Here is a 16,722-nt window from a genome sequence, read left to right on the forward strand (position 1 = left end):
TCGGGTGGGTTTTCATGCTTGCAGCGTACCTTTCGGGACTCTTCCGACGTTGGCCGGGTCCCGTCGGGACATCGAATCGATGGGGCGACATACCGGAATCGAACCGGTGACACCTGGAGCCACAATCCAGTGCTCTACCAACTGAGCTAATGCCGCCACTGTGGGACCCCGGAAAACCGGAATCCCGAAAAACTTTTCCTGGCCTGCCCGGCAGGGATCGAACCTGCAACCCCCGGCTTAGAAGGCCGGTGCTCTATCCAATTGAGCTACGGGCAGCTTCCGGCGGGCAGTCGGGATGTGAGCTGGTCGGGGTGGAGGGATTCGAACCCCCGACATCTTGCTCCCAAAGCAAGCGCGCTACCGGACTGCGCTACACCCCGAGAGCCGCGAACTATACAGATGCCTTTTTCGTTCGTCAAACAAAATTCGCGCGTCGCAAAAAAAACCGGAATCACGCGCTGGCGTGGCTTCCGGGGCGCGGCCCGGCGTTTTTCGCTGCATCGCGGCGGGCGCGCACCACACGCAGCAGGTTGGCGAAGAGCCAACCGAACTCGACCGCCAGCACGACGCCGGCGAGCGGGGCGAGCACCGGCACGAAGACCGCGACGCAGAGCGTGGCGAGACTCGTGGTGCGCACGCGCAGCTGGCGGCGGATCGGGGTGTCGGGCAGCAGCTTCTTCATGTTCGGTGCCTTCAGCCCGGCCTGGGTGAGGTGCAGCCAGGCGAGGAAGGGCACGATCTTGTAGAGCATCGCGGTGATGGTGCCGCCGAAACCGCCGTGCAGGATCAGCACGCCGGCGAGGATCGGCCAGCAGTCGGCGTCGGACCACAGCGAGATCGCCAGCACCAGGACGCCGGCGAGCGCCGAGTACATAGCCTCGCGGAAGGCGAGGAAGGGCGTGTCGGGCTTGCTGCGCCGCGAGTGTGCCTGCAGGTACAGCGTGGTGCCCGCGTAGCCGGCGCCGAGCAGCCCGAGTGCGAGGATGGCGATGAAGCGCGCGGCATCGATTGCGAGATACTCGGCGAGGGTCCACAACACGAGGGTGGCGGTGACCGCCGGTGCCCACAGCGTGGTGAAGCGCTGCGGGTAGGCAGCGGTGATCTGGAACATCGGTACCACGACCCAGCTCGCGGCGGCGAGCAGCACTGCGGCCCAGCCCATCCAGCCCCAGCCGGCGTGCAGGTTCACCACGGTCGGCAGCGGCACCGGCAGGGCGACGCCGCGCGTGAGCACGAGCACCAGGCTGAAGCCGAGGACCGCGGTCACGACGAGGCCGGCGAAGGCCATGCGCAGATCGCGCGGGGTGCGGGTGTTGTTGCCCGTGCGTGCGCCGCGGCTGAGGCCCAGCGCGGCGGCGGAGAGGAACACGAAGAGTCCGCCCACGAGCAGCACGGCGCCGCCGAGCAGGACGCCGGGTGCGCCGGCACCCAGTCCGAAGGCGAGCCCCGCGGCGCCGAGCGCCATCGCCAGGTGAGTGATGCCGGCGATGCGCAGCGGCGCGGGCATGCTCGCGCCCGCCACCACCGGCATGACCTGCAGCAACGCGCCGAGCATCACCTGCAACATGAAGCCGGCGGCGAAGAGGTGCGTGATGGCGAGTGCGCCGGGCGTCCACCGCGAGACGAGGATCTCGCCGCCAAAGATCAGCGTCAGCCCTGCCGCCACGCCGAACAGCGGGGCGGTGAGGAAGAAGCGGATCGGTGCCGAGAACGGCGGCGTGTCGTCGTAGGAGAGGCCCGGCCCCATCATCGCTGGCGGATCCGGATCTCGACGGCGCCGTCGTCGCGGAAGGCCTCGGCGTGGCGGTAGCCATCGCGATCGAGGATGCGTAGCAGCGGGTGCGGCATGCGGTCGAGGATGAGCAGCATTTCCTCGTCCTTGCCGAGGGCCATCAGGCCCTCCATGGCACGCTCGAAGGGCTCGGGCGGCTCGAGGCCGCGGGCATCGACGACACGTCCGCTCATGCTGCGCGGGCCTCGCCGAGGTGCTTGCCGACCGAGGCCGACAGGCGCTCCTGCTCGTCGCCGGGCAGGCGGCTGTCGAGCATCGGGTAGATCACGCTCTCTTCTTTCATGTTGTGCTGCTGCATCATGATCAGCAGCGTCTCGGCCTCGCCGGCGAAGTCGTCGGCGTCCTGCTTGTCGAGGGCGTACTGCAGGGCGGCCAGGGTGTCGCGCATGTTCTGGTGTTCATGGCGCATCACCATGGTGGGACCTTGCGTCATGCCCGTCGCCTGCTCGAAGGCGGGAAAGAGGGTGCTCTCCTCGGCGTCGAAGTGGGCGTTGAGCGCGTCCGCGAACTTCTTCAGCGCTTCGGCAGCGTCGGCCCAGTCGCCGTCGGAGGCGAGCTCCTCGGCGCGGGCGAAGATGCCGTCGCAGTCGCGGTGGTCGTGGGTCATGAGTTCGGAAATGGTATTCATCGGAGTCTCCTCTCTGGCGGGTGTATCGAATTCTCCGCAGGGGGCGACAAACGGCATTGATGCAGGTCAAGGGCATCCCGGCTGCGTTGGACTGACAACTGTTTGTCGTGCATCAAAGTCCGCATCGCTTGGGCGGCACGGCGCTTGCAGGCACAATGCGCGCTTTTTCGCAGGGGACGCGGGTGGTCCGGACGAGGCGGTCGGGCGGGGCGGAGAACGGCTGCAAGGGCGGCTCGACGAGCGGCTGGGTACGGGTGTTCGTGCCGTTCGCGCTCGGCTATTACCTGTCCTACCTGCTGCGCACGGTCAACGCGGTGATCTCGCCGCGGCTCACCGACGAGCTCGGCCTGTCGGCGGCCAGCCTGGGCCTGCTGACCAGCGCGTATTTCCTCGCCTTCGGCGCGGCGCAGATTCCGGTCGGGATCGCGCTCGACCGCTTCGGTCCGCGGCGGGTGGAGGCCGCGCTGCTGTTGCTCGCGGCGCTCGGCAGCGCGCTGTTCGCCATGGCCGACTCGCTCGGCGCGCTCGCGGGCGCACGCGCCATGGTGGGCCTGGGGGTGTCGGCTTGCCTGATGGCGGCGCTGAAGGGGTTCACGCTGTGGTATCCGCCCGAGCGCCAGAGCTCGATGATCGGTTTCATCATGGCCTCGGGCTCGCTCGGCGCGCTCACAGCCAGCGTGCCGCTCGCGGCGGTGCTGCCGGTGCTGGGCTGGCGCGGGGCGTTCTGGATCATCGCCGCGGTGTCCCTGTTTGCCGCGGTGCTGGCGCTGCGCGCGCTGCCCGATTCGCCAGCGGCGCGTAGCGAGGCCTCGCTGGCGGCCGCGCTGCGCGTCGTGGCGGGCATCTTCGCCGCGCCCGCCTTCCTGCGCCATGCGGCGGCCTCGGTGTTCTTCGTCGGCGGCTTCATGGCGCTGCAGAGCCTGTGGGTGGTGCCGTGGGTGATGAACGTGAACGGCTTCGACATCGCCGGTGCGGCGACGGTACTGGTGGCCCTCAACCTCGGCAACCTCGCCGGACAGCTCGCGGTGGGCGTGTTCGGCGTGCGCCTGGCGCGCGCCGGAGTCCAGCCGCTCGGCCTGCTGCGCGCGGGCTACGGCATGATGCTGGTGGTGCAGGCGCTGATCCTGTGGTCCGACCTGCCGGTGCTCCCGCTGTGGACCGCATTCGGCCTGCTCACCGCGGCCAACTCGCAGATCTACCTGTCGGCGGCGCGCGCCTTTCCGCCCGCGCTGTTCGGCCGTGTCAGCACCGCGCTCAACCTGATGGCGTTCGCCGGCGCCTTCTGCGTGCAGTGGGGCTTCGGCATCGGCCTCGATCTCATGCGAGGCATGGGTGTGGAGCTTGCGCGCGCGCTGGCCTGGGGCTTCGGAGCCTTGCTCGCGCTGCAGGCGCTCGCCTATCTGCCGCTGCTCGGACGCCCGGCGGCGAGGCCGTCCAAGGGCGAGGCTTGAATGCCCGCATGGACCGTCTCACCGTGTTGCGTGTGCACAGCTTCCTTACCCGAGCGCCACAAAGCGGCGCAAAATAACGCCCGGCCGGGCTCCGGCGCATGCCAGGCGGGCTCCCGCCGCATGATGTCCGGGCAGTTCCGGCGACGAATTCATCCTGATGGAGTTTCCCATGTCTGAACCCACGACCGACTCGACCGTGCAGCCGCCTCGGCGCAAGGGGCTGCGTCGGACGTTGTGGACGGTCGCGATCCTGCTCGCGCTCTCGGCCACCGCTTACCTCGCCGTGCCGCCGGTGGCGCGGCACTACGCGCAGAAGCTGCTCGGCGAGACGCTCGGGCGCGAGGTCGTCGTCGAGCGCGTGCTGATCAACCCCTTCCGCCTTACTGCCGAGGTGGGCGGACTGCGCATCATGGAGGCCGATGGCAGCGCCGAGGCGCTCGGCTTCGAATCGCTGCGCGCCAACCTCGAGCTCGAGTCGCTGCTGCGCAAGGGCATCGTGCTGCACGAGCTCGCCCTCGACAAGCCGCGCGTCCATGTCGCGCTCGAAGCCGAGGGTCGCCACAACTGGACGGACGTGCTCGAGCGCATCGCCGCGCTCGGTAGCGAGGAACCCGCCGAGGACACGCCGCCGACGCTGTTCTCGATCGGCAACATCCGCATCAGCGACGGCCTTGTGCGCGTCGACGACCGCGTGCGCGGCATCACCCACGAGCTCTCCGAACTGGGCGTCGGCGTGCCCTTCGTCTCCAACCTGCCGGTGCGGGTGGATGTCTTCGTGCAACCCTCGCTCTCGGCCAAGCTCAACGGCGACGCGCTGCTGCTCAACGCGCGCACCAAGCCCTTCGCCGAATCGCAAGAAACCATCCTCGACGTCTCGCTGAAGGAGTTCGACCTCACGCCCTGGATCGCCTACCTGCCGATCGAGCCGCGCTTCCGCCTTCCTTCGGCGCTGCTGACGACCAATCTCGAGCTCTCGTTCAGCCAGACGGTGGAGGGTGCGCCGGTGCTCTCCCTGCGCGGTCCGCTGCAGGTTCACAAGCTGGTGCTGCAGGATCGCGAGGGCGCGCCGGTCGCGACCGCGGACGAGGTGGAGCTCGAATTCGCCGACGTGCAGCCGATGATCGGGCGCTGGCACTTCACCCGGCTGCGCCTGGCACGTCCGGAGCTCGACCTGGTGCGGCTGAAGGACGGCGGGCTCAACGTGCTCGGGCTGATATCGCCTCCGGCCGCCGAAGGCGCCAGGAAGGCAAAGGGCAAGGCTGCGAAAGGGGGCAAGGCCGCCGCGCAGGTCGCGCAGAAGGCGGCTTCCGGACCGGCCGCGGGTGCAGCCCAGGCAGACGCAGGCGTCGCCACGCCGGCCGCCCCGGCGGACGGCAAGACGGTGGCCGATGCCCGCGACGCAACCCCGGCCGGAGCGGATTTCCTGCTCGCGCTCACGCGCATCCGCGACGGGGTGGTGCGCTTCGAGGACCGCGGCCTGGCCGAGCCCTTCCGCGCGCGCATCGAGGCGATCAACCTCGACATGCGCGATCTCGCCACCGAGGGCGAGCTGCCGGCCGAGATCCGCCTCGATTACGTCACCGATGCCGGCGAGAAATTCACCCACGAGGACGTGCTGCGCCTGGCGCCCTTCGAGTACTCGGGCAGCCTGCAGTTCGAGTCGATCCGCCTGCCGCGCTATGCGCCCTACCTGGCGGCGGCGATGCCCGGCGCCTCGATCGGCGAGGGCAGTCTCAGCGGCGGTGCGCAATACCGCATGACGCTCGGCAAGGACGGCGCGCCGGCGGTGCAGGTCAGCGCCGAGGCGCTCGCACTGCGCGATTTCGCGCTGCTGCTGAAGGATGCGAAGACGCCGGCGCTGAGCCTGCCGGCGCTCGACGTGCGCAGCGCCACGGTCGACCTCGCCGGGCGCAGCGTGCGCATCGGCGGGGTGGCGCTCCAGGGGGCGGCGGTCTCCGCCGTGCGCACCAAGGATGGCGAGTTCGACCTCGTTAGGGCGCTCGTGCCGCCGCCGGCGAAGGGGGCAGCTTCCGCGCCGGCGGCCAAGGACAAGGCCGAGCCCGACTGGGTGATCGCGGTGGATAAGTTCGCGCTGCGCGGCGCCTCGGTGCGGCTGGACGATCGCAGCGTGGCGCGGCCGGTGCTCACCACGCTCGAGGGCATCGACTTCGAGCTCGACGGCTTCTCCACCGCGAAGGGCGACGCCATCCAGTTCAAGCTCGACTCCATGCTGAACAAGCGCGGCAAGGTGGCGGCCTCGGGGCCGCTGACGATCGCGCCGCTCAAGGCCGATCTCGCCCTCGATCTACGCAACGTCGACCTGCTGCCGCTGCAGCCCTACGTGCTCGAGCAGACCAAGATCGCGATCTCGCGCGGCAACCTCACCACCAAGGGCCGGCTCAAGCTCGACACCGACCGCCGCGGCAAGCTGCTCGCGAGCTTCAGCGGCGACGTCGGGGTGGCGAACTTCGCCTCGGTCGATCGCTTGAACGCGACCGACTTCCTGCGCTGGCGCACGCTCGCGATCGGCGGTATCGACGCGCGCCTTGAGCCCCTCTCGCTCGGCGTCAAGCGCATCGCGCTCGACGATTTCTACACCCGCCTGATCCTCGACAGCCAGGGCCGCCTGAACCTGCGCGAGATCGGCGGCGTCAAGGGTGAGTCCGAAGCGGCCGCGAAGCCGGCGGCTGCCGTCGCGCACACGAAGGAGGTCGAGCAGGGCGAGATGCAGGGTGGGGCGGCCGCCGACGGCCAGCGTACTTCCCCGATCGCGCCCCCAGGCCCGCCGCCCCCGCCGGTGCGCATCGACCGCATCGAGCTCAAGCGCGGCAACGTCGCCTTCAGCGACCGCTTCGTCCGCCCCAACTACGACGCCAACCTGACCGGGCTCGCCGGCACCATCACCGGCTTCTCCACGAGCTCGGACAAGCTCGCCAGGGTGGAGATCGTCGGCAAGGTGGACAAGAGCGCGCCGCTGTCGATCACCGGCGAGCTCAACCCCTTCCGCCAGGATGCCCACCTCGACATCCTTGCCTCGGTGAAGGATTTCGAGCTCACCGGGCTGTCGAGCTACTCCGGCAAGTACGTCGGCTACGGCATCGCCAAGGGCAAGCTGTCGGCGGAGCTCAACTACAAGATCATCGACCGCCAGCTCACCGCGACCAACCGCATTTTCCTCGACCAGCTCACCTTCGGTGACGCGGTGGACAGCCCGGATGCGGTGAACCTTCCGGTGCAGCTGGCGGTGTCGCTGCTCAAGAACAGCCGCGGCGAGATCGACCTCAACCTGCCGGTGAGCGGCACGCTCGACGATCCGCAGTTCAGCGTGTTCGGCCTGGTGATGAAGATGCTGTTCAACCTGATCGGCAAGGCGATCACCTCGCCCTTTGCGCTGCTCGGCTCGGCGCTCGGCGGCGGCGAGGAGCTCTCGCAGCTCGACCTCGCCGCGGGCACGGCCACCCTGGGTGAGGCGGAGCAGGGCAGGCTGAAGACGCTCGCGCAGGCGCTGGTCGATCGCCCCACCTTGCGCCTGGACATCGTCGGCCGTGCCGACCCCGCCTCCGACCTCGACGGCCTGCGCCAGGCGGCGCTGACCAACGCGGTGCGCGCGCAGAAGCTCAAGGCGATGATCGCCAAGGGTCAGGCCGCGCCTTCGATCGAGGAGGTCGAGGTGGGGGAGGCGGAGTACGCCGAGCTGCTGAAGAAAGCCTACCGTGCCGCCGACTTCAAGAAGGAGCGCAACCTGGTCGGCATGGTCAAGGACATTCCTGTGCCGGAGATGGAGGCGCTGATGCGCGCCAACGCGAAGGTCGGTGACGACGACTTGCTGGCTCTGGCGCGCGCACGTGCGCAGGTCGTGCGGGATTGGCTGGCGGGCGAGGGGGGCGTGCCCGGCGAGCGCGTCTTCGTGCTCGAGCCGAAGGTGGAGGCGCTCGGCGAGGGCGGCGAGGTGCAGTTCTCGCTACGCTGATCGGCCGTGAAAATCGCGACTTGCGTCGCTCCTACGGGAGGGTGTCCAGGCGTGACGCCTTCCCGACGCGGAGGTTTCCCACGCGCGTGCCGTTTCCTCCATGCGTGCGATGTCTTTTCCACGCTCGATGCTTTCTCCCCGCGCGACGTTTTCGTAGGAGCGACGCAAGTCGCGACGCCGCAGTCACGACGCCGCAGGAGCGACGCAAGTCACGATGCCGTAGGAGCGACGCAAGTCACGATGCCGTAGGAGCGACGCAAGTCACGATGCCGTAGGAGCGACGCAAGTCGCGATGCGGGCATTGACGCAGTGACGACCGACTTCACTCGCACGAACGCCCGAATGCGCCTTGCTGCCCTCAGAACATCCCCATCTCCAGCCGCGCGGCCTCGCTCATCATCTCGCGGCTCCACGGCGGGTCCCAGACCAGGCTGACCTCGGCATCGGCGACGCCGGGAATCTGCAACAGCTTGTCGCGCGCCTCGTCGGCGATCAGGGTGCCCATGCCGCAGCCGGGCGCCGTGAGGGTCATCGCCGCGGCGATACGGAACCTGCCGTCCGCCAGCGGCTCTGCCGTGCATGCATAGACCAGGCCCAGGTTCACGATGTCGATCGGGATCTCGGGGTCGTAGCAGGTGGCGAGTTGCGCCCACGCCGCCTGTTCGACGCGCTCTGCGGTCTGCTCGCCGTCCGCGTCGGCCGGCGGGGCTGCCGACAACTGCGGCTCGAGGCCGAGCGCGTCGGCGTTGCGCTCGTCGATGCGGTAGAGGTTGCCCCCGCACATCACCGTGATCGAGCCGCCCAGGCGCTGGGTCACCAGCGCGTAGGACCCCTCGGGGAGCGTCTCCGCCTTGCCCCAGGGCACGCTCACCGCCGCGCAGTCGCGCTGCAGCACGCGGGAATCGGTTTCGCCGTAGTGGTCGCCCATGATGTGCTCCTCGAGGTCTTATTCGGTGTGTGCGGTTTCGTGCTCGCCGACGAGCGCGTTGTGCAGGGTGTGCCAGGCGAGCGTGGCGCACTTGACCCGCGCGGGAAACTCCTTGACCCCGGAGAGCACTTCCAGCTTGCCGAAGTCGCGCGCCGGGTCGGCGGCCTCGCGGCCTTCGGTGAGCAGCGCGTGGACGTCGCGGAACAGCGCCTCGACCTCTGCGACCGGCTTGCCCTTGACCGCCTCGGTCATCAGCGACGCCGAAGCGGTGGAGATCGCGCAGCCGTGGCCGACGAAGCTCGAGTCGCGCACGATGCCGTCCTCGACCTGCAGGTACACCGTTAGCTGGTCGCCGCACAGCGGGTTGTGGCCGTCGGCGTGGTGATTGGCGGCGGGCAGCGGGCGGTAGTTCCGCGGGTTGCGGTTGTGATCGAAGATCACCTCCTGGTACAGCTCGCGCAGCGAATCCTGCATCCCGCTCATGCCACTCTCCCGTTGCCAGACGCCGTGCCGCCGCGCGTGCCGAACAGTTCCTGCGCCTTGTGGATCGCCGCGACCAGCGCGTCGAGGTCGGCGAGGCCGTTGTAGAGGCCGAGCGAGGCGCGCGCGGTGCCGGGGATGCCGAAGCGCGTCATCAGTGGCATCGCGCAGTGGTGCCCGGCGCGGATCGCCACACCCTCGGCGTCGAGGATGGTGCCGAGGTCGTGCGGGTGGATGCCGTCGACCAGGAAGGACAGGATGCCGGCTTTGCGCTCCGCGGTGCCGACCAGGCGTACCCCGGGGATGGCGGCGAGCGCGCGCGTGCCGTAGTCGAGCAGGGCCTGCTCGTGGACGTGGATGCGCGCGAGCCCGACGCCTTGGACGTAGTCGATCGCCGCAGCCAGCGCGATCGCCCCGGCGATGTTGGGCGTGCCGGCCTCGAAGCGCTGCGGCGGCGGGGCGAAGGTGGTGTTGTCGAAGGCGACGGTACGGATCATGTCGCCGCCACCCTGCCAGGGGGGCATGTGGCGCAGCAGCTCGGCGCGGCCGTAGAGCGCGCCGACGCCGGTTGGGCCGTAGAGCTTGTGGCCCGAGAAGGCGTAGAAGTCGCATCCGATCGCCTGCACGTCCACCGCCTGGTGGGCCACCGCCTGCGCGCCGTCCACGAGCACGACCGCGCCCATCTCGTGCGCGCGCCGCGTCATCTCGGCCACCGGATTGACCGTGCCGAGCGCGTTCGACACATGGGTGATCGCCAGCAGCCGCGTGCGCTCGCCGAGCAGGCCCGCGAAGGCCGCCATGTCGAGCTCGCCGTTGTCCCGCACCGGAATCACCTTGAGCACCGCGCCGGTCTGCTCGCACACGAGCTGCCAGGGCACGATGTTTGAGTGGTGCTCCATGGTGCTGAGCAGGATCTCGTCACCGGCCGCGAGCCGTGGCCGGCCCCAGCTCTGCGCCACCAGGTTGATCGCCTCGGTGGTGCCGCGGGTGAACACGATCTCGTCGGCGCGCGCGGCGTTGAGGAAGCGCTGCACCGTGGCGCGGGCGCCGTCGTAGAGTTCGGTGGCGTGCTGCGACAGCCAGTGCACGCCGCGGTGGATGTTGGCGTTGGACTCGCGGTAGAAGCGCGCCTCGGCCTCGATCACCGCGGCGGGCTTCTGCGTGGTGGCGCCGTTGTCCAGGTAGGCCAGGCGGCGGCCATGCAACGGCCGCGACAAGATGGGGAAGTCGGCGGCAAGGTCCAGGATGGGCGTCTGCGCGCCGGGGTCACACGGAGCGTTCACAGCAGTTCCTCCAGTCGGGCGCCATCGGGCAGGCGTTCGAGCAGCGCGGCGCGGCCGAACGCGCGCAGCGGCGCGTGGGCGATGCGGTCGAGCACCTCGGCGGCGAAGGCGTAGGTCAGCAGCTGGCGTGCGTGCACCGCGTCGACGCCCCGGCTGCGCAGGTAGAAGAGGGCGTCCTCGTCGAGCTGGCCGACGGTGGCGCCGTGGGCGCACTTGACGTCGTCGGCGTAGATCTCGAGCTCGGGGCGGGCGTCGGCCTCGGCCAGGCGGGACAGCAGCAGGTTGTCGCAGCGTTGCATGGCGTCGGTGCGCTGGGCGTCCTGGGCCACCAGGATGCGCCCGGTGAACACCCCGCGCGCGCTGCCGTCGATCAGGCCGCGATAGAACTCGCGGCTGGTGCCCTGCGGGCGGGCGTGGTCGATGCGGGTGTGGTGGTCGACATGGCGGCGGCCGTCGGCGTGGTAGAGGCCGTTCAGCAGCACCTCGGCGCCCTCGCCGGCGAGCCGGGTGCGGATGTCGTTGCGCGCCAGGCGGGCGCCGAAGGACAGCGAGTGCGAGGCGAACACCGCGCCGCGGGCCTGCTCGGCTTCGATCGTCGCCAGGTGGATGGCTTCGGGCGCCTCCTGCTGCAGCTTGAGGTGGGTGACGTGGCTGTCCTGCGCGGCGAGCACGCGGGTGACGGCGGTGGTCAGCGTGCTGCCGGCGGCGCCGGCCGGGTAGTGCTCGACGATCGTTGCCTGCGCGCCGGGCTCGGTGACGACGAGGTTGCGCAGGTGCTGGTCGGCGACGGTCGCGGTGAGGAAGACGAGGTGTATCGGCGGCTCCACGGCGACGCCGCGCCCCAGGCGGATCCAGGCGCCGTCGGCGGCCAGCGCGGCGTTGAGCGCGGCGGGGGCCTCGCCGTCGCCGGCCTGGCCGAAGGCGGCCTCGACCGCCTCGGGGGTCTGCCCGAGCGCATCGGCCAGGCTGCCGATGCGCACGCCGCCGGGAAGCCCGCCGATGGCGGACAGCGCGGGGGCGAAGTGCCCATCCACGAAGACCACCCAGTGGCCGTCGTCGCCGGCGGACTCCACGGCCTTCCGCGCGGGGTCCTGTGCTGTGCCCAGCGCTGCCCGGTAGCGCGCGCGCAGGTCCGCCACGACCGCCTCGGGCGCGACCGTCTCGCGCACCGCCAGCGCCTGCTGCGCCATGAAGGCGAGCGAGGTGTGTCGCCAGTTCTCGCGCCGTGTCGTCGGCCAGCCTTCGTCGGCGAAGCGGTCGATGGCGTCCTCGCGCAGGCGGACGAGCCAGGGCAGGTCGGCGCCGGGCAGATCGGCAGCGGTGTCGCGCTGGCGTCCGAGCCAGAAGTCGATCGCGCTCATGGCCGCGCTCCCGCGGACGCGCCGCCGGCCTTGTCGCCCTGCGCCGCGTCGATCCAGCCGTAGCCGTGCTCTTCCAGCTCGAGCGCGAGCTCGCGCCCGCCCGAGCGCACGATGCGGCCCTGCGACAGCACGTGCACCTTGTCCGGAACGATGTAGTCGAGCAGGCGCTGGTAGTGGGTGATGACGATCATCGAGCGCGCGGGCGAGCGCAGGCGATTGACGCCCTCGGCGACGATCTTCAGCGCATCGATGTCCAGGCCCGAGTCGGTCTCGTCCAGCACCGCGAGCCTGGGCTCGAGCAGCGCCATCTGCAGCACCTCGTTGCGTTTCTTCTCGCCGCCGGAGAAGCCCTCGTTCACCGAGCGGTAGAGGAATTCCTCCTTCATTCCAACCGCCTTCATCTCGGCCTTCACCCGCGCGAGGAAGTCCATCGCGTCGTATTCCGGCAGCCCGCGGTGGCGGCGCACCGCGTTGACTGCGGCCTTGAGGAAGTAGGCGTTCGACACGCCGGGGATCTCGACCGGGTACTGGAAGGCGAGGAAGAGCCCGGCGCGCGCGCGCTCCTCGGCGGGCAGGGCGAGCAGGTCGGCGCCGTTCCAGTCGACGCTGCCGTCGGTGACGGTGAAGGTCTCGCGTCCGGCCAGCACCTGGGCGAGCGTGCTCTTGCCCGAGCCGTTGGGACCCATGATCGCGTGCACCTCGCCGTCCGCGACCTCGAGGTTCAGGCCCTTGAGGATCGCCTTGCCGTCAATCGCGGCGTGCAGGTTGTTGATTTTAAGCATGTTTGTTCTCCGGATTTCCATCTCGATGTCGCAAGTGGCGCCCCCGTAGGAGCGACACAAGTCGCGATCGTGCTTCTCGGGCCTTGGATCGCGACTTGCGTCGCTCCCACGAAAAAACGCACGGCCCTGTTTCCATGTGGGCGCCGGCTCAGCCGACGCTGCCTTCGAGGCTCACGCCCAGCAACTTTTGTGCTTCCACCGCGAATTCCATCGGCAGCTCCTTGAACACCTCGCGGCAGAAGCCATTGACGATCATCGACACCGCGTCCTCGGCGCTGATGCCGCGCTGCATCGCGTAGAAGAGCTGGTCCTCGCCGATGCGCGAGGTGGTGGCCTCGTGCTCGACGTGCGCCGTGGGGTGGCGGACCTCGATGGTCGGAAAGGTGTGCGCCGCGCAGCGGTCGCCGATCAGCAGCGAGTCGCACTGGGTGTAGTTGCGCGCGCCCTCGGCCTTGGGGGTGATCTTGACCAGGCCGCGGAAGGTGTTGCTGCCGCGCCCGGCCGAGATGCCCTTGCTGAGGATGGTGCTGCGGGTGTTGCGCCCCATGTGGATCATCTTGGTGCCGGTGTCGGCCTGCTGCAGGTTGTTGGTCAGCGCCACCGAGTGGAAATCGCCCACCGAATCGTCGCCGCGCAGGATCACGCTCGGGTACTTCCACGTGATCGCCGAGCCGGTCTCGACCTGGGTCCAGGAGATGTGCGAGCGCGCGCCGCGGCAGTCGCCGCGCTTGGTGACGAAGTTGTAGATGCCGCCCTTGCCGTCCTTGTCACCCGGGTACCAGTTCTGCACGGTGGAATACTTGATCTTGGCGTCGTCGAGCGCGATCAGCTCGACCACCGCGGCGTGGAGCTGGTTCTCGTCACGCATCGGCGCGGTGCAGCCTTCGAGGTAACTGACGGACGCGCCTTCCTCGGCGATGATCAGCGTGCGCTCGAACTGGCCTGTGTCGCGGGCGTTGATGCGGAAGTAGGTGGACAGCTCCATCGGACACCTCACGCCCTTGGGGATGAAGACGAAGGAGCCGTCGGAGAACACCGCGGAGTTGAGCGCGGCGTAGAAATTGTCGCCCGGCGGCACCACGGTGCCGAGGTACTTGCGCACCAGCTCGGGGTGTTCCTTCACCGCCTCGGAGAAGGAACAGAAGATCACGCCGTGGGCGCCCAGCTCCTTCTTGAACGTGGTCGCCACGCTCACCGAGTCGAACACCGCATCCACCGCCACGCCGGCCAGGCGCGCGCGCTCGTGCAGCGGCACGCCGAGCTTCTCGAAGGTGCGCAGCAGCTCGGGGTCGACCTCGTCCAGGCTCTTGGGGCCGTCCTTCTTCGACTTGGGTGCGGAGTAATAGACGATGTCCTGGAAATCGACCGCCGGGAACTGCACCGCGGCCCAGGTCGGCGGGCTCATCGTCAGCCAGTGGCGGTAGGCCTCGAGGCGCCAGTCGAGCAGCCATTCGGGTTCGCCCTTGCGCGCGGAGATCATGCGGATGACGTCTTCCGACAGACCCTTGGGCACGGTGTCGGTGTCGAGCGTGGTCTCGAAGCCGGCGGCGTAGTCCTGCTCGAGGAAGGCACCGATCGCATCGCCGCGGCGGGCAGGGGAGGCGATGGAGGCCGAGGAAGGGGTCGAAGTGGGGGCAGAGGTGGGGGCGTTCATCATCAGATCTCCTGTTCGTCTGCGCGCGCTGCGGGGAGGCAGGCCGCGGCGCTGCGCGCGGGGCCATGCATGCGGTGTTCGGTGGTGTGCGGGGCGGGGAAGGCGGCGCCGTGGACGGGGTGGACCATGTCGGCAATATTCACCGCCTGCAGCGCCTGGCGCACCACGGTGTTGATCCGCATCCAGTTCTCGCGGATACGGCAGTCGGACTCGATCGCGCACACGCCGCTGCTCGAGCTGCACTCGGTGAGCCCGAAGGCCTGCTCCTCGAGCGCGTCGATCACGTCGGCCACGGTGATTCGGTCGGGCGGACGGGCGAGCGCGTAACCGCCATGCGCGCCGCGCTGGCTGCTCACCAGCTCGTGGCGGCCGAGCGTCTTGAGCACCTTGCTGACCGTGGGCAGACCGAGGCCGAGCGCTTCGGCGAGGCCGGCGGCGCTGTGCAGTCGATCCGGATGCCCGGCCATGTGGGTCAGGATCAGGGTGCCGTAATCGGTGAGTTTGCTGATGCGCAGCATGTCGATGTGCTCGCGTGGGTGGTGTCGGAATTAAAAGTACCAAAACGGTACTGTATAGTCAAGCCGTGGCATCTCGACTGCGGGGACCACGACTTGCGTCGCCCAGGCGTCCCGCGCCCTGCCTGCCGTAGGAGCGACGCAAGTCGCGATTGCAGCGCACCGGGTCTGCGCCAGCGCCGCGGGGCCACCCGATCGCGACTTGCGTCGCTCCTACCGGACGCCCCGGGGCGCGCCGGGGGCTGGAGGTGCGACGGCTTTCGTGGGAGCGACGCAAGTCGCGATCGGGCGGCGCAGTCATGCCCTTGCGCTCGCTCCGCCGCTGCAAGCGCGACTTGCGTCGCTCCTGCCGGACGCCCCGGGGCGCGCCGGGGGCTGGAGGCGCGACGGTTTTCGTGGGAGCGACGCAAGTCGCGATCTGCGCTGCAATCCCCCGCGCAGTGGTTCAGGGGTGCGTCGCGCTGGCGTGGTGGTGCAGCGCGGCTATCATTCCATCAGGGCGCGCGCTTGCGCCGGCATGACGATTGCGAGGACTTCGACACCATGGAACCCGTCGGCGGCTGCAGCTATGTCATCCGCCTGTGCAGCGGCGAACTGCGCCGGTGGCGCTTTGAAGGCGTGGATCAACGCGGATTCGGCTGGTGGCTGGACGAGGAGACCGGACTCGGCTTTTCGGACGCGAGCCTGATGTACGCCTGGGAAATCCTGGAGCGCGCCGACGATGGCTGAACCCTGGACCTTGCGCCTGGCGCTCGCCTATCCGGCCTCGTTGGTGGTGCCGTGCGCCGGTCTGGTCGTGCTGGCGATGAGTTCGCAGCCGACCGCCGCTGCGGGCCCGGGCCTCGCCGCCGTGCTGGTGGTGGCGGGCTTGGCCGCGTGGACGCTGATCGAATACGTCCTCCACCGCTGGATGCTGCATGGGATCGAGCCCTTCCAGCGCTGGCACCTGGCCCATCACCGCCATGCCGGGGTGACGATCCGCGTACCGGTGCTGTTCAGCGTGCTGCTGGTGCTGGCAGTGGTCGGCTTGCCGGCGCTGATTTCCGGTGGCAGCGCATACGCGGCGCCCTTGTCGGCGGGCATGCTGCTCGGCAACCTGCTGCAGGAGGCGGTGCACCACCGCCTGCACGACACCCGCCCGGCGGGGCGCTGGCTGGAGGCGCGGCGGCGGCTGCACGGCTTCCACCATTTTTGCGACGAGCGCCGCGGCTACGGCACGGTGACGGATCTTTGGGACCGCGTCTTCGGCACGCTGCCGCCGCCACACCGCTGAAGAGCGGGCGCTGCAAGCCGCTGCGGCGGCTCCCAAAGTGCCCGTGTCCTTGAAAGACGCTTTCCAAGCTGCGGCCGTGTCCTCAGCGCCGCGGGCGCGCCACTCGCCAGACCAGCACCAGCCAGCCGGCGATCATCAGGCTGCCGCCGATCGGGGTGACCGCCCCCAGCCAGCGCGGCGCACCCAGCGCCATCGCGTAGAGCGTGGTGCAGAAGATCAGCGTGCCGCCGGCGAGCAGCGAAGCCGGGAGGCTGCCGCCCTGCACGCGCGCCGCGCCGATCGCGAGCAGCCCGAGCGCGTGCCACATCTGGTACTGCACCGCGGTCTGCCACCAGCCTTGGGCGGCGGCATCGAGCGCCCCGCGCAGCGCATGCGCACCGAAGGCGCCGAGCGCGACGCCGAGGGCAGCGAGCAGAGCGCCGGCGAGGAGGGGAGCGCGGGAGGCGGGATCGGTCATGGAGAGGGGTGCGAGCTAGCTGTGACGGTGGCGATCATCGAGCCGATGCGAGAGAACGATGGCGGTCCTAGCGCCTTGCGGCGCTCCTGCAGAGACATCGCGGCGTCGGCCCCTGCAGGAGCGCCGGCAGCCGCGCATTCACGATCTG

Annotated in this window: 15 protein-coding genes and 3 tRNA genes; 4 read left to right on the top strand and 14 right to left on the bottom strand. The window is 69.7% G+C overall.

The window, feature by feature from the left end; genetic code table 11:
* Positions 1–80 precede the first annotated feature (80 nt).
* The 6 genes from ACZ5PP_RS01095 to ACZ5PP_RS01120 form a co-directional block, all read right to left on the bottom strand.
* Positions 81–156, bottom strand: a tRNA-His gene (locus ACZ5PP_RS01095).
* Between the two features lie 43 nt (positions 157–199).
* Positions 200–276 (bottom strand) — tRNA-Arg (locus ACZ5PP_RS01100).
* 27 nt (positions 277–303) lie between these two features.
* A tRNA-Pro gene (locus ACZ5PP_RS01105) sits at positions 304–380 on the bottom strand.
* A gap of 71 nt (positions 381–451) precedes the next feature.
* Positions 452–1,750: a hypothetical protein gene (locus ACZ5PP_RS01110; protein ID WP_004311663.1), complete on the bottom strand. Its 1,299-nt coding sequence runs from the start codon at positions 1,748–1,750 to the stop codon at positions 452–454.
* The gene (locus tag ACZ5PP_RS01115; RefSeq protein ID WP_004362914.1) at positions 1,747–1,965 is read right to left on the bottom strand and encodes a DUF2249 domain-containing protein; all 219 of its coding nucleotides are present in this window, start codon (positions 1,963–1,965) and stop codon (positions 1,747–1,749) included. The genes ACZ5PP_RS01110 and ACZ5PP_RS01115 overlap by 4 nt, the downstream gene beginning before the upstream one ends.
* Positions 1,962–2,420: a hemerythrin domain-containing protein gene (locus ACZ5PP_RS01120; RefSeq protein WP_004311660.1), complete on the bottom strand. Its 459-nt coding sequence runs from the start codon at positions 2,418–2,420 to the stop codon at positions 1,962–1,964. The genes ACZ5PP_RS01115 and ACZ5PP_RS01120 overlap by 4 nt, the downstream gene beginning before the upstream one ends.
* Before the next feature lie 182 nt (positions 2,421–2,602).
* On the opposite strand from ACZ5PP_RS01120, the gene ACZ5PP_RS01125 reads away from it, so the two are divergent.
* Entirely contained in the window at positions 2,603–3,871 is a 1,269-nt protein-coding gene (locus tag ACZ5PP_RS01125; RefSeq protein ID WP_245537167.1) for an MFS transporter, read from the top strand.
* A 169-nt stretch (positions 3,872–4,040) separates the two neighbouring features.
* Positions 4,041–7,841, top strand: coding sequence for a DUF748 domain-containing protein (locus ACZ5PP_RS01130; RefSeq protein WP_464826601.1), 3,801 nt, complete (start codon positions 4,041–4,043; stop codon positions 7,839–7,841).
* Positions 7,842–8,199: 358 nt separating this feature from the next.
* On the opposite strand, the gene sufT is transcribed toward ACZ5PP_RS01130, so the two are convergent.
* The 7 genes from sufT to ACZ5PP_RS01165 all read right to left on the bottom strand — a co-directional run bounded on the left by sufT (position 8,200) and on the right by ACZ5PP_RS01165 (position 14,847).
* Positions 8,200–8,769, bottom strand: a complete 570-nt coding sequence (gene sufT, locus ACZ5PP_RS01135; protein WP_043742421.1) for a putative Fe-S cluster assembly protein SufT — start codon at positions 8,767–8,769, stop codon at positions 8,200–8,202.
* A gap of 18 nt (positions 8,770–8,787) precedes the next feature.
* Complete coding sequence (gene sufU / locus ACZ5PP_RS01140) at positions 8,788–9,252, bottom strand: Fe-S cluster assembly sulfur transfer protein SufU (protein WP_004311652.1); 465 nt, start codon at positions 9,250–9,252, stop codon at positions 8,788–8,790.
* Positions 9,249–10,532, bottom strand: coding sequence for a cysteine desulfurase (locus tag ACZ5PP_RS01145; protein ID WP_004311650.1), 1,284 nt, complete (start codon positions 10,530–10,532; stop codon positions 9,249–9,251). The genes sufU and ACZ5PP_RS01145 overlap by 4 nt, the downstream gene beginning before the upstream one ends.
* On the bottom strand, positions 10,529–11,893 hold the full coding sequence (gene sufD, locus ACZ5PP_RS01150; RefSeq protein ID WP_012585242.1) for a Fe-S cluster assembly protein SufD: 1,365 nt from the start codon (positions 11,891–11,893) through the stop codon (positions 10,529–10,531). Before sufD ends, ACZ5PP_RS01145 begins: the two co-directional genes overlap by 4 nt.
* On the bottom strand, positions 11,890–12,675 hold the full coding sequence (gene sufC / locus ACZ5PP_RS01155) for a Fe-S cluster assembly ATPase SufC (RefSeq protein ID WP_004312930.1): 786 nt from the start codon (positions 12,673–12,675) through the stop codon (positions 11,890–11,892). The genes sufD and sufC overlap by 4 nt, the downstream gene beginning before the upstream one ends.
* Before the next feature lie 148 nt (positions 12,676–12,823).
* The gene (gene sufB / locus ACZ5PP_RS01160) at positions 12,824–14,332 is read right to left on the bottom strand and encodes a Fe-S cluster assembly protein SufB (RefSeq protein ID WP_004312932.1); all 1,509 of its coding nucleotides are present in this window, start codon (positions 14,330–14,332) and stop codon (positions 12,824–12,826) included.
* Positions 14,332–14,847: an SUF system Fe-S cluster assembly regulator gene (locus tag ACZ5PP_RS01165; RefSeq protein ID WP_004312934.1), complete on the bottom strand. Its 516-nt coding sequence runs from the start codon at positions 14,845–14,847 to the stop codon at positions 14,332–14,334. The genes sufB and ACZ5PP_RS01165 overlap by 1 nt, the downstream gene beginning before the upstream one ends.
* 540 nt (positions 14,848–15,387) lie before the next feature.
* On the opposite strand from ACZ5PP_RS01165, the gene ACZ5PP_RS01170 reads away from it, so the two are divergent.
* Positions 15,388–15,573 carry a hypothetical protein gene (locus tag ACZ5PP_RS01170; RefSeq protein WP_004312935.1) on the top strand — a complete coding sequence of 62 codons (186 nt, stop codon included), beginning with the start codon at positions 15,388–15,390 and terminating at the stop codon, positions 15,571–15,573.
* A complete protein-coding gene (locus tag ACZ5PP_RS01175) occupies positions 15,566–16,117 on the top strand; it encodes a sterol desaturase family protein (protein WP_004312938.1) in 552 nt (183 codons plus the stop codon). The genes ACZ5PP_RS01170 and ACZ5PP_RS01175 overlap by 8 nt, the downstream gene beginning before the upstream one ends.
* An 82-nt stretch (positions 16,118–16,199) precedes the next feature.
* Here the strand turns inward: ACZ5PP_RS01175 and ACZ5PP_RS01180 are convergent, their stop codons facing one another.
* The gene (locus ACZ5PP_RS01180; protein ID WP_004312939.1) at positions 16,200–16,574 is read right to left on the bottom strand and encodes a DUF423 domain-containing protein; all 375 of its coding nucleotides are present in this window, start codon (positions 16,572–16,574) and stop codon (positions 16,200–16,202) included.
* Positions 16,575–16,722 lie beyond the last annotated feature (148 nt).

The organism is Thauera sp. DNT-1, assembly GCF_055393985.1.